Here is a 13,939-nt window from a genome sequence, read left to right as displayed (position 1 = left end):
CTCTCCAACACAATATCTATCTATATTTTGTAAAAAGCTCGTCGCAAGAAAGCGTTAAATCGAAACTATAATTATTGATCCCCGCTTCCGCTTTTCTTGTTGTCTAGCTGCAGCGCCTAGCCCCTCGAGGTTAAATGTCGATTTCTTCCGGTGGCTGAAGAACTGCCTCCTAGGCTCGCACGAAGCGAGTCATGTCTGCATTGCCACAGGACGTGGCGTTCTTTGCAGACCTTCCCCAACCGTCATTTACTTGTCGGGGCTGACCAAGGCGCTTCCGCTTTTCTTGAATACAGAAACAAAGAAACCATCGCTTCTTAAATCTTGTGGGAATAGTTGAAGCATTCCATCTTCTTCCTGTTCTTTTATATTAGTAATAACGTTGGGAAAATCTTGAAGTTTCATATCAGGATGAGCTTCTAAAAATAGTTTGGCCGTCCCTTCATTTTCTTCACGATCAACTGTACACGTACTATATACTAAAATACCATCTTGTTTTAACAGCTTGTATGCTTCTTCCAATAATTTCAGTTGAATTGGCTTCAAAGATGCAAAGTCTTTCTCATTTTTCGTATATTTAATATCTGGCTTACGCTTCATCACGCCTAACCCACTGCATGGTGCGTCAACTAAAATTCGATCGAATGATTGCTCTGGATAAATTTCCGATGCTTTTCGACCATCCATTTCGACAGTTTCAATGAAGCTGAAGCCTAGTCGTTCTGCATTTTCTTTCACTAGCTTTAATTTATGCTGATGAATATCCATTGCCACTAGCTTTCCTGTGTTTTTCATTTTTTCTGCAATATGCGTCGTTTTACCTCCAGGAGCTGAACACATATCCAAAACAGTCATGCCAGGTTCTACTTGAAGTGCATATGCTGGAATCATCGAGCTTTCATCCTGAATCGTCACAAAACCTTTTTGAAAAGCAGTTGTTTTTGCTGCTTGTCCATTAAACAAATAAATGCATTCTGGAATAGTATCGCTTTGTGCAACTACGAAACCTTCCTGTGTCATTAAATGTAGCACTTGCTCAACAGTTCGTTTAAATAAGTTTACACGAAGCGTTGTTACAGGAGGTTCATTATTTTCTTTTAACATTTTCGTTGTTGTTTCAATGCCATACTCAGCTACAAAACGTTTGACCATCCATAAAGGATGACTCGTTTCAATCGAAAGCCTTTCCATTTCATCTGTAATTTCTTCTGTCGAACGAACTCCTTCTCGTAAGATGGAACGAAGAATTCCATTTACTGCACCCGAAATACCTTTGTGCCCTCTTCTTTTAGCTATTTCTACCGCTTCATTTACAGCTGCATGATCAGGTATACGAGACAAGTAATGAATTTGATACAGAGAAAGACGCAGCAATTGTTTTACCCAATCGTCTAACTTCCCTTTTATAAATGGTTGTAAATAATAATCCAATGTCATTTTATATTGTAGCGTCCCATACGTTAACTCGGTAAGCAAAGCACGGTCTTTTGGATCGATATTATACTTTTCGATTGTTTGATGTAATAATAAATTGCTATACGCTTGTTGTTTTTCAACAGCCATTAATATCGATAGTGCTGCATCACGAACATTACCTGTCCAAATTTTTTCTGTTTTTTTTGTCATTCAAATTTATCCCCTATTCGCAATTTCGAACCTACGCCACGCAAATAATCTTCTGCGGACATTTTCTTTTTTCCAGCTGGCTGTAATTCATCTATTCGAATTGCTTCTTCCAAACCTGTTTGAACGACAAAATAATCCGATTCTATTTTCACAACTGTTCCTGGTAGTTCTTTTGTATTTACTTGAATTGTATCTGCTTTCCAAACTTTCACCGATTGATCTTCTAACGATGTATACGCAACTGGCCAAGGATGAAGACCACGAATTTGATTGTGTATGTCAATTGCAGATTTGTTCCAATCGATTCTCTCTTGTTCACGAGAAATATTTCTTGCATATGTTACAAGTGATTCATCCTGTTTAACACAATTATTTGTTTTTGAAATTATCGATGGGAGCGTTTCCTTTAATAATTCAGTACCAACTACACTTAATTTATCGAAAAGCAAACCCGTATCATCTAAATGTGTAATAGGAATTTCACTTTGCGCAATAATATCACCCGCATCAAGCTTCTCTTCCATATACATAATCGTTACACCTGTTCTGTCTTGTCCATCTATAACCGCTTGATGAATTGGTGCACCTCCACGATATGCAGGTAACAGCGATGCATGAACATTAATGCAACCAAGTTCCGGTGCATCGAGTAATTCTTTCGGTAAAAGTTGTCCAAATGCAGCAGTTACTATCAAATCTGGATTCAAATCAATTATTTCTTGTAGTTCTTCTGATCCTTTTAATTTTGTTGGTTGAATCACATGAAGACCAAGATTAACCGCTTCTTCTTTTACAGGTGGAGCAGTTAATACTTTTTTTCTCCCAACTGGACGATCTGGTTGTGTAACAACTGCCAGAACATTATACCCTTCTTCAACTAGCATTCTTAATATTGGAGCCGAGAATGCAGGTGTCCCCATGAAAATAATAGATGTCATGCTTCTTCCTCCTCTTCATTCTCAAGTTCTTCTATATCGACATAACGGATGATTTTAGAAGTAAATAAAATGCCATGCAAATGGTCAATTTCATGCAAAATGGCTCTTGCTTCATAATCCTCTGCTTCGAGTTCGTACAAAGCACCATCACGATCTTGTGCTTCCACTTTCACGTAAAATGGTCGCTCTACTTCACCGTATAAGTTAGGAAAACTTAAACAACCCTCTACTTCAATTTCAGATCCGCCAATTTCAACTACTTCCGGATTAATCATTTCAATTACTTCTTGCCCTTCTCCTAAGTCAACAATTGCTACTTGAATTGTTTCCCCAATTTGAGGAGCTGCAAGTCCAATTCCATCTGATGCGATCATTGTGTCGTACATATCATCCAGAAGTGTTGCTAATTTTTCATCAAAAACTTCTACTTCTTTACATTTTGTTGTCAGTATTTCATTTGGGTGTGTAATAATTGGTCTTATTGCCATTTCATTTCCTCATTTCAAACAGCCTATAAAATTGTGGAAGGGTCTAAATCAATAGTTAAGATAATGCCTTTTTTCATCCATTCCGTACGATAAATTTTAATTAATTGCTGTAATTTTTCGATTAATAGTGGTTCTTTTTTGTATTTTATCAAACATTGGTAACGATATCTATTTTGTATTTTACTGATAGCACAAGCAGTTGGACCAATAACTAGCGTCTCAGATGATAAATTGACTCTTAACCAATTTGTCGCAAGTTTAGCATATTCAGATGCAACCATAACGTTTTCATGTGTTACTTGAACAAGTGTTAAATAATAAAAAGGTGGATAACCATATTGTTTCCGAACGAGCATTTCCTTTTGATAAAAAGGTTCATATAATTGGCTTTTGGAAAGCTCAATCGCGTAATGCTCTGGCGTATATGTTTGAATATATACTTGTCCTTCTTTATCATGTCTACCTGCTCGGCCACTTACTTGTGTCATTAATTGAAACGTTTTTTCAGCTGCTCGAAAATCGGCTAAATGTAAAGTTGTGTCTGCGTTTAACACTCCTACTAACGTTATGTTCGGAAAGTCTAGGCCTTTTGCGATCATTTGTGTACCAAGTAAAATATCTGCATCTCCGTCTCCGAACTGCTTCAATATACGCTCATGCGACCCTTTTGTTTTGGTTGTATCAACATCCATTCGTAACACTCTAGCAAATGGAAACAATTTTGCGATTTCTTCTTCGACTTTTTGAGTTCCAGTTCCAAAAAAACGGATATGTTCACTCTCGCATTCCGGGCACTTCGACGGAACCGGTTCTTCATGGCCACAATAATGACATTTTAGCTGTTCTCCGGCACGGTGATATGTAAGGGAAATATCACATTGCTTACACTCTACTACTGTTCCACAGTCTCGACACAATACGAAAGAAGAAAACCCTCGTTTATTTAAAAACAATACAATCTGCTCTTTTTTCTCGAGCTTTTCTCTTACTGCATCTGCTAGATCCACACTAAACATAGAACGATTCCCATTTTTCAACTCCGCTCGCATATCGACCACATTCACAGTTGGTAGGGCTTGCTCTTTCGCACGCATTTTCAGTTTTAATAAAGAATAAACACCTTTAGATGCCCGCGCATAAGATTCTAATGAAGGAGTAGCACTACCTAAAATAACCGGACATTTATGGAACTCACTTCTCCAAATTGCAACATCTCTTGCATGGTATCTTGGATTATCTTCTTGTTTATAGGTAGACTCATGTTCTTCATCTAAAATAATGACACCTAAGTCTTTAAAAGGAGCAAATATAGCAGATCTTGCACCAACGACAACCTTTACTTCTCCACGCCATATTTTACGCCATTCATCGTATTTTTCTCCGATTGATAATCCACTATGCATGACTGCCACTTGATCGCCAAAACGTAACTTAAAGCGACGTGTCATTTGAGGCGTTAATGAGATTTCAGGCACTAGCATTATTGCTTGCTTTCCTTTTAATATTGAATTTTCAATCGCATTTAAGTAAATTTCAGTTTTTCCACTGCCTGTAATCCCGTGTAGGAGAAATGTTGTGTTTTCTGCATGATTTTGTGAATGATTTATGTTTGTAAGTGCAGAGATTTGTTCGTCTGTAAGTTGAAATCGTTGATCTTTCTCTTGATGGTCTAATGTTGTAATTTCGCGATAAATTTCAGCGTTACGCTTTTCTAAAATATTTTTGTCGACTAAAGCTTTCACTGAACTATTATTTGCTTTTGCTAAATCCATTAATTCATTCATTGTAAAAGAAGTCTGCTCTTGATCTAATAGCCATTCTATTAGCTCTTTTTGCTTAACCGCTTGTTTCGTTAAACTTTTTAATTGCTCGAGAATGAATTCTTTATCGGCTGTAACGTGATACTTTAAAATTGTTTTTGCTTTCGCCTGTTGTTTTATGACCGTTTCTAAATGTACACTACCGTCAATTAAGTACTTCTTCATTTGACGCAATAAACCCGACTTTTCGATAACATCATAAGAAATGACTTCTTTTTTGTAGAATAAAGCTAAAAACGCTTCATCCAGTGCAGATGGATCTATTAACTTAATGTTTTTTTTATACGAAGCACGCAAAGCTGCTGGGAGCATTACTTGAAGAGCATCAATTTCATAACATAGCGTTTTATTTGTTAGCCATTTGGAAAGTTGTAAAAGCTCTTCCGTTACAACAGGCTCCACATCGATAATGGAGTGAATTTCTTTTAATTTTGAAATATCTAAGTCCGTCTGCTCTTTCACATCTGTTATAAATCCTTGCACTTTACGATTTCCAAAAGGAACATGCACACGGCTCCCGCGTTCAACGAGGGTCTCTAGTTCTTCAGGTACAATATAGTCAAAAGGACGATCAATTGGATATGCTGATACATCTACGATTACTTCTACTATCATTTAGTTTCATCTTTTTCTAGTTTCATGATCGTTTGAAGTAATTGAAGTGCAAGCTCCTTTTTATGTAGATGTGGAAACTGCATTTCTACATCATTTTTCCCAACTAACGTTACAGAATTTGTCTCTGTACCAAATCCAGACCCCGCCTCTGTCACGTCGTTTGCTATAATATAATCGGCGTTTTTCTTTTCTAATTTCCCTTTTGCGTAATGAATTACATCATTCGTTTCTGCAGCAAAACCGATTAAAAGTTGGCTTTTTTTTCTTTGACCAAGCTCTGCAAGAATATCAGTAGTACGTTCTATTACAATTGAAGCTTCTCCCGGTTGCTTTTTCATTTTTTGGGCATGTACATCTTTTGGCTTGTAGTCTGCCACTGCTGCTGTTTTAATAACAATAGATGCTGTGTCAAACTCCTCCAGAACAGCTTCATACATGTCTTTAGCGCTCTCTACAGAAATTAAGCTCACATTTGGTGGAGCATCGATACAAACTGGCCCAGAAATAAGAACCGTTTCTGCACCTAAAACAGCAGCCGCTTCCGCCATTGCATAACCCATTTTCCCACTAGAAAAGTTTGTTAGAAATCTTACTGGATCAATTCTTTCTCTCGTAGGACCTGCCGTTACAACTACTTTCTTACCTTTTAGAGGTAAATCTTTTGGTGAGAAATATTCTTCCACTAACTTTACTATTTTTTCTGGCTCTTCCAAACGACCTTTCCCTACATATCCACATGCTAAAAAACCTTCAGAAGGTTCGATAAATGAATAGCCGTCTTTTGAAAGTTGATTGATATTACGTATTACTGCAGCATTATCGTACATATGTACATTCATGGCAGGAGCAATCCAAACGTTTGCAGTAGTTGCCAGTAACGTTGTCGTCACCATGTCATCCGCTATTCCATTTGCAAGCTTACCAATTACATTCGCTGTTGCTGGTGCAACTATTACTAAATCCGCCCAGTCCGCTAAGTTAATATGTGCGATGACGCTAGAATCTTTTTCATCAAATGTGTCAAAATACACATCATTTCTAGACATCACTTGAAAACTTAATGGTTGTACAAATTCCATCGCTGATTTCGTCATAATTACTTTCACATCTGCTCCAGCTTGTGTAAGTTTACTTACAAGCGCAACTGCTTTATAAACCGCTATACCACCAGTCACACAAACAACAATTTTTTTAGAAGTTAACATCATAAATTCTCCCCTCTAAATAACAACCTCCCAAAGAACGGTTCATTCTTTGGGAGGCTGCTTCTAAATCAAATTCGCCACGGCGTATTTGAGTATAGATTTCATTCGGCTTGCCGGATAAAATCCTTTACAAAATCTGTGATACTCGCCAGAGGCTATGACTTCTTTTAAAATGTGTCTAGACACAAATTTAAATGAAGTTAAATATTATACTTCGTCTTCGTAAACCGTGTTTTCATTTGATGATTCAATCGTAAGTTCTCCAGCTGCTACTTCTTCTAATGCTTTCCCAACTTGTTTATCCGATACATATGAAGTTAAACGCTCGCCGCCTTCTTCTTGTAACTGTCGCGCTCTCTTAGAAGCAACACTTACTAAAGAATATTTTGAATCGATTTTATTTTTTAATGAATCTACTGATGGATATAACATTTAAAATTCCCCTTCCAACATAGCTAAATATCTTTTTTCTACACGTTCACGTCGACAATGCTCCGCAGCAACGATGGCATTTATTTTAGCACATGCATTTGCTACTTCATCATTTTCCACTACATAATCATATAAATGCATCATTTCAAGTTCTTGCCTTGCTGCTTGAATTCTAGAATTGATGACATCTTCCGTTTCCGTTCCTCTGCCAATTAATCTTTGCTCTAACTCAGAGAGACTAGGAGGCGCAAGGAAAATGAAAAGTGCTTCTGGTGCTTTTTCACGTACAAGTGCTGCTCCTTGGACTTCAATTTCTAAAAACACATCACGTCCAGAATCAAGCGTCTCGTTTACATAATCAATCGGGGTACCATAATAATTACCTACATAAGAGGCATATTCTAATAATTTCCCTTGCTCAATTAATTGTTCAAACTCTGCTTTTTGTTTAAAAAAATAATCTACTCCATCAATTTCGCCTTCACGAGGAAGTCTTGTAGTCATAGAGATTGAATACTCATAATTTGTTCCAGGCTCTGAAAACAGTTCTTTTCTTACAGTCCCTTTACCAACTCCAGATGGACCTGATAAAACGATCAATATACCTTTTTCTCTTCGCATAACGTCTCCTTCAAATACATGCATACTCCGTCTGCTTGTTTCATTACATACTTAACTGATTATAACACAAGTTTCCTTTAAAATGATAAGATAATAAGAAAAGCATTGGTGCCTGTGTAAAAGGAACGCAGTCTAAGTTCGCGACTCTTGTTGCTCCTGCGTAAGCTCGTCGCAGAAAAAAATTGCAACTCGGATTTATCACTCTGGCATTCGCTTTCCGTGGGGCGAGCAACGAGCCTCCTCGGGCCAACACGATGTTGGTCATGAAGGCGTTGCCTCAGGAAGAGGCGCCCTTAGCCTTCCTTCCTCTATATCGCTTCGTGCGGGGTCTCGTCTGTCTCGCTTTTCCCACAGGAGTCTCATACCTCCGCGCTAGATCCGTTTATGTGAAGTAAGGATTCAGCAAATAGTTACTATAAAAAAATAGTAATTTAGAGTTTTTCAGTGCACAAGCAGTCGCTGAAGCTGGATAATTACTTGAAAAAAATACTAAAATAGAGAAGCTGGCGTCTGGAGCCAGATCAAAAAAAGTTTTGAAAGAGGATACTATTATGGCTTTTGATGGTTTATTTACAATATCAATGACAACTGAACTACAACAATTAGTAACTGGACGTATTTCTAAAATACATCAGCCGAATGCACAAGAAATTTTAATGCAAATTCGTGCACAAGGACAAAATTATAAATTATTATTTTCTGTACACCCTTCTTATTCGCGTGTCCAAATTACGAATGAAACAATTGACAACCCTGCAACACCTCCACTTTTTTGCATGGTTTTGCGTAAACATTTAGAAGGTGGAATTATTCATTCTGTCCGACAGCATGAAACGGATCGTATTATTATCTTCCAAATTCAAAGTAAAAACGAAATTGGAGATGACATTACACGTGAAATCCATATGGAAATCATGGGACGTCATAGTAACTTACTATTAGTTGACCCGACTCGAAATCTTATTTTGGAAAGTATTAAGCATTTATCACCTTCCATGAATAGTTATCGAACGATATTACCTGGTCAGCCTTATATTGCACCACCTGCTCAAAATAAACACCATCCTTTAGAATATTCAGAGGAACTACTAAATGTGATTCAATCAGCTAATGAATCGAAAGAAATCGTAGAGCAAATTTCCGGTTTCTCTCCTTTACATGCAAAAGAATTACTTCATCGTTTCCAAAACGGTTCGAATCGTGTCGAAATTTATAAGGAATATATGAAGGAATTTGAACAAGGTGGAGCCGCAATACAAATTGTCGAATTTGGCGGAAAAACGTATTATTCGCCGAATGAATTAACTCACTTAGATGGCGACAAATTTAGTGAAAAAACGCTAGGAAATTTACTTGACAGAGTGTATTTCGCAAAAGCAGAACGTGACCGTGTAAAACAACAAGCAGGTGATTTAGAAAGATGGCTTCAAAACGAATTAAACAAATTGAAGCTGAAAATGAAAAAACTCCAAAAAGACTTTGAACAAGCCGAAAAACTAGATACATTCCAATTGTATGGAGAGTTGTTAATGGCAAATTCCTATGCAATTGAAAGGGGCTTAAAAGAAGTGGAGCTAGTCAACTACTACGATGAAGATGGTAAAACAGTTACCATTCCGTTGGATATTCGAAAAACAGCAACGCAAAATGCTCAAAGCTATTACAATCGTTACACAAAAGCAAAAACTGCCTTATTGAAAATCGAACAGCAATTTGAAATAACAAAAGATGATATCGCATACTTCGAATTACTATTACAACAAGTAATGCAAGCATCTCCAACCGACATCGAAGAAATTCGAGAAGAATTGATGGAGCAAGGCTTGTTAAAATCAAGAGCTTCTAAAAAGAAGAAAAAACCATTGAAACCAACACCTGAAAAATTCATTGCTTCAGATGGTACTGAAATTTCCGTTGGTAAAAACAATAAACAAAATGATTTCGTTACATTTAAGTTAGCCAAAAAATCTGATACATGGCTTCATACTAAGGATATCCCAGGATCCCATGTTGTTATACATTCTGACAATCCATCTGAAACTGCTTTACTAGAAGCAGCGAATCTGGCAGCTTATTTTAGTAAAGCACGAGAGAGCGCTTCGGTACCTGTGGATTATACGGTGATTAAACAAGTGAAGAAGCCGAGTGGGGCTAAACCGGGGTTTGTTATTTATTTTGAGCAGACTACTTTGTTTGTTACGCCGGATGAAGAGAAGATTAGACAGATGAAGAAATAAAAACATCTTAGTGACAAGGTGCTTTCCGGATTGCTTTGGATCGCACATCTGCTCCTGCGGTTACTCGTCGCAAAAAAACATATGCTCCTGCGGTTACTCGTCGCAAAAAAACATATGCTCCTGCGGTTACTCGTCGCAAAAAAACATCTACTACAACTTTAACGAGAGAATAATAAAATCGGTTGGAAGTTGCCTACGTCACTTCCAGCCGATTTTTTCTTTTCGGTAATCCTGTGGTGAATGTACATCCGTCGTATTCCTACAACCACAGGGCACATAGTAATTTTACGTTGCGGGGCAAAGTGTTTTCCTTTAAACCTAGAAGTTGAGCAACTTAAGTTATTCAAAAGACTATATTGTAAGGCTAAATTTCCAGCTCCAACCGAGCCACACACTCAACATGGACAGAGTGTAAGTGGCAACAAAAGAGTGTTGGTGGGTTTATATAATTTATTTAGTAAGTAAAAAAAAAGTGAAAATCAATAAGGAGTAGCTATCAAAAAGCATTCTTTTGATAGCTTACTCCTCCTCGAAATGAATCTATTTTTCTTCGTTATTAGTTTTTTCTGTTAAATCCTTATTATAATTGTACTGAGAAGGATCGATTTTAGTAAATCCTGCCGGTGTATAGAATCTCAATAAGTCACCATTCACAACTTTATCAGATATTTGTAATTTATTATTTACTTCTTTTTTGTACTTATTCGCTTTTTCTAATTGATTTGCATCATCTACTGGTAAACCAGTTGTAGCATCATAGAATTTGCCATCAATTGAATAGATAGTAGGACTGACATAATCATCATTTCTAAATGTTACTACTTCATTATGCTCTTTTGATAATAAGTCGGTACCAAATTGAACATAATTTTGTGAATCAATTCCAAGTAAGTGTAATAAGGTTGGAAGTAGGTCAATTTGCCCTCCGTAAGTATGATTGACTCCACCTTGCATTCCTGGAACGTGAATAATTAATGGAACACGTTGTAAATTAGCACTTTCATAAGGTGTAATTTCTTTTCCAATGATTTGTTCCATGGCTTTATTATGATTTTCTGAAATACCGTAATGGTCACCATAAAAAACAAGCATACTGTTATCATATAAGCCTGACTTTTGTAATTCACCAATGAACTGTTCAATTGCTTCATCCGCATAACGAGCAGTTTGGAAATAATCATCTACACTTGCATCACCAGTATCAGCTTTACCAATTGTTGTTAAGTCTTGATTCATTTTATATGGATAATGGTTCCCAACCGTAATAAATTTCGAATAGAAAGGTTGAGGTAAAGTTTTTATTAAATCTAATGATTGTTCAAAGAATGGCTTATCCAATAAACCATATTCAGCCATATCTTCTTCAGAACTAGTGTCATAATAATTGGCATCAAAGAAATGGTCATAGCCGAATGATTTATAAATCTCATTACGATTCCAGAAACTGCCGCTATTACCATGGAATACAGCAGATGTATAGCCATCCTCTTTTAATATTGCAGGAGCTGCTTGATACGTATTCCGACCTTTTGTAATAAATGCAGATCCTTGTGGTAAACCAAATAAAGAGTTTTCAAGCATAAATTCAGCATCCGAAGTTTTACCTTGAGCTGTTTGATGAAAGAAGTTATCAAAGTATAGTGTATTTGGATCTTTAGTTAATGAATTTAAGAATGGTGTTACTTCTTCACCGTTTAATTTATAGTCAATCAAAAAGTTTTGGAATGACTCCAAATGGATATATATGACGTTCATTTCTTTTGCTGCGCCAAAATATCCTGGGTTAGGTTCCGCATAGTTAGATTTTGTATAGTTAATAACTTCTGTCATATCATCGCTATCAGCTAAAACCCTTTTTGAAGACGCCTTTAGAGTTTCAGTAGCGTCATATATAGTATAGTTATACATTCCTAAATACTTAACAATATAGTTTCTATCAAACCCACGAGTTAATAACTGTGGACGATCAAAGTTAGCTAGTCCTAAATTTAAAGCAGATATTCCTATTACAAAAGAAATCACTGCAATTGCTTTTTTGTATCTAATTCTACTATTATCTTTTTGTATTTTTTTAGATAACCATAGGTAAATCAACAAAAATACATCAATAAAGAACAATATATCGTAGGGTTTTAATAAAGAAATAACACTGCCGCCTAAGTCTCCAAAGTTTTGCGTTTGAGTAATCGTTGGTAATGTAATAAAGTCACTAAAAAATCTATAATAAACTACATTTGCATATAAAAGAATGGACATAAGAGAATAAATTACAACAAGTAATGCATATTTCGCATATTTCCCCCGTCCTTTGAAAATCAATGAAAATCCAAGAAATAACATAGTTGAACCCAATGGATTCAAAATTAAAAGGAATTGTTGAAGGATTCCCTCTACCCCTAAGTTAAATTGTGTTACTTGTGTGATATATGTTTTAATCCATAGCATGAAAACGGCAAATAAATAAAAACCAAAAAACTTGTTTAAAAAGGCACCCTTTTTAATATTTAAACTATCCATTTTTTCACCTTCCTATTATTCTAAAAATTAATATTTACATTAAATCATTAATTTGGTAAAATATATTTTTTCATATTTTTTAAAGCTTATATAAGCTACATCTTCTTCGGACTTCTGTCAAGTAAATAAATCTACTGAGCTTACAATATTGAATTATTCCAATCACAATCTTAGCTCGCTTCATTCATAAAACAACAGCAAAAGCAGATGGCCTATTAGAGGTGCATTATAGCACTTCTAAACCGTCTGCTTTCTATGTTTGATCAAATAATTAAGTTAGATATTCTTAAGATGCAGCCTAATAAAACCTAATGGTTGCCATTTCTTTCTTCGCGACAGATTAAGTTCCACCACCAAAGCTAATCCAAAATGTTCGGAATACTTTGTATAAAAAAGAAACCTTGAGAGTTTTTGAGCCATCAAGGTTTTCACTATTCTATACTTGAATATAGTAGTACAGTTTTTCAACAATCAAAGTTTGCTTAACAAGCAATTTAATTCACATTCTCACCATAAAATAACCTTGAGAGGCATTTAGCCAATCAAGGTTAGTTGTGTCTTCTAGAAAAAGTTTATTATGATTCTTGAGTTTATCTTATTTTTTAGATGATAATTTTTCATAAAACGGTTTATAATCTTTAACTGCATCTTTTCCAAATTTAGTGCTGTATGATACAAAATCTATATTTTCTTTTTCAACTAAATATTCCGAAGCAATAGAAGAAACTTTATCAAAGATATGTTTCAAATCTTCATTTGAATCAATAACTAACAAGTAACTTTTTTCAGTCTTATTCCTTATCATTAATAGTAGATAAGCTCTATTAACACTCTGAACACTTGGAAGATAATCTATTAATGCATCAACTAACTTTTGAGGATATTCTTGTGGCTCTCCTATAATTACAGATTCATTTTTAGGAATAGTATAAGAAGGATTACAGATTGTTTTTATTTGTTCAGTAGTTAAAACAAAATTATCTCTAAAGGGATTTATAACTACACCACTCCATTTAGAATTATCAGTTGATAAAACATCAATATAGTCTTTTAGTTTTAAAAAAATTACTTGTTTATCTGGATAGGCATTCCATTTTAATAATTCATCTTTTTCCGTAAAGGCCGGAAAGAAGAACTCACCATTGTCATTAGGTAAGCTTAATAAGTTTATTTTTTTATCATTTTGTGATTCATTCTCATTATGATTAATGTCTTTGGTCGATTCATATAAAACAGGAGATAAAAATGTTAAACTTATTAAATTGTTAATAAATTCTTTTTCTGACTCCTTTGTTTTTTCTATTTGAAATCTTTTCATGGATTGAACTAAATCTTGACTTTTTACAATACTAAAGCCATTAGCGGGTTGCATTGTTTTCCTCCTTGAATATAGCATTGATAAGGGTATAAGATTAAATAGGAGAAAAGAAAAACTCGAGAAAC

Annotated in this window: 10 protein-coding genes; 1 reads left to right on the top strand and 9 read right to left on the bottom strand. The window is 35.5% G+C overall.

The window, feature by feature from the left end; genetic code table 11:
- Positions 1–246 precede the first annotated feature (246 nt).
- The 7 genes from rsmB to gmk form a co-directional block, all read right to left on the bottom strand.
- Positions 247–1,623 (bottom strand): 16S rRNA (cytosine(967)-C(5))-methyltransferase RsmB, encoded by a 1,377-nt coding sequence (gene rsmB, locus FG384_RS04580; RefSeq protein WP_142641409.1) that lies wholly within the window; start codon positions 1,621–1,623, stop codon positions 247–249.
- Positions 1,620–2,561: a methionyl-tRNA formyltransferase gene (gene fmt, locus FG384_RS04575; protein ID WP_142641408.1), complete on the bottom strand. Its 942-nt coding sequence runs from the start codon at positions 2,559–2,561 to the stop codon at positions 1,620–1,622. Before fmt ends, rsmB begins: the two co-directional genes overlap by 4 nt.
- The gene (gene def, locus FG384_RS04570; protein WP_142641407.1) at positions 2,558–3,049 is read right to left on the bottom strand and encodes a peptide deformylase; all 492 of its coding nucleotides are present in this window, start codon (positions 3,047–3,049) and stop codon (positions 2,558–2,560) included. Before def ends, fmt begins: the two co-directional genes overlap by 4 nt.
- A gap of 23 nt (positions 3,050–3,072) precedes the next feature.
- A complete protein-coding gene (gene priA / locus FG384_RS04565) occupies positions 3,073–5,484 on the bottom strand; it encodes a primosomal protein N' (protein WP_142641406.1) in 2,412 nt (803 codons plus the stop codon).
- Entirely contained in the window at positions 5,481–6,689 is a 1,209-nt protein-coding gene (gene coaBC, locus FG384_RS04560; RefSeq protein WP_142641405.1) for a bifunctional phosphopantothenoylcysteine decarboxylase/phosphopantothenate--cysteine ligase CoaBC, read from the bottom strand. The genes priA and coaBC overlap by 4 nt, the downstream gene beginning before the upstream one ends.
- A 207-nt stretch (positions 6,690–6,896) precedes the next feature.
- Entirely contained in the window at positions 6,897–7,121 is a 225-nt protein-coding gene (gene rpoZ / locus FG384_RS04555; protein WP_142641404.1) for a DNA-directed RNA polymerase subunit omega, read from the bottom strand.
- A complete protein-coding gene (gene gmk / locus FG384_RS04550) occupies positions 7,122–7,742 on the bottom strand; it encodes a guanylate kinase (RefSeq protein ID WP_142641622.1) in 621 nt (206 codons plus the stop codon).
- A 551-nt stretch (positions 7,743–8,293) separates the two neighbouring features.
- Between gmk and FG384_RS04545 the strand changes: the two genes are divergently transcribed.
- Complete coding sequence (locus tag FG384_RS04545) at positions 8,294–9,979, top strand: Rqc2 family fibronectin-binding protein (protein ID WP_142641403.1); 1,686 nt, start codon at positions 8,294–8,296, stop codon at positions 9,977–9,979.
- Between the two features lie 540 nt (positions 9,980–10,519).
- On the opposite strand, the gene ltaS is transcribed toward FG384_RS04545, so the two are convergent.
- Positions 10,520–12,496, bottom strand: a complete 1,977-nt coding sequence (ltaS, locus tag FG384_RS04540; protein ID WP_142641402.1) for a lipoteichoic acid synthase — start codon at positions 12,494–12,496, stop codon at positions 10,520–10,522.
- A gap of 595 nt (positions 12,497–13,091) precedes the next feature.
- Positions 13,092–13,868 carry an enhanced serine sensitivity protein SseB gene (locus FG384_RS04535; protein ID WP_166462382.1) on the bottom strand — a complete coding sequence of 259 codons (777 nt, stop codon included), beginning with the start codon at positions 13,866–13,868 and terminating at the stop codon, positions 13,092–13,094.
- Positions 13,869–13,939 lie beyond the last annotated feature (71 nt).

The sequence above is a fragment of the Psychrobacillus vulpis genome, from assembly GCF_006861825.1.
Taxonomy (GTDB): domain Bacteria; phylum Bacillota; class Bacilli; order Bacillales_A; family Planococcaceae; genus Psychrobacillus; species Psychrobacillus vulpis.
This window is presented reverse-complemented; position numbering and strand designations above follow the sequence as displayed.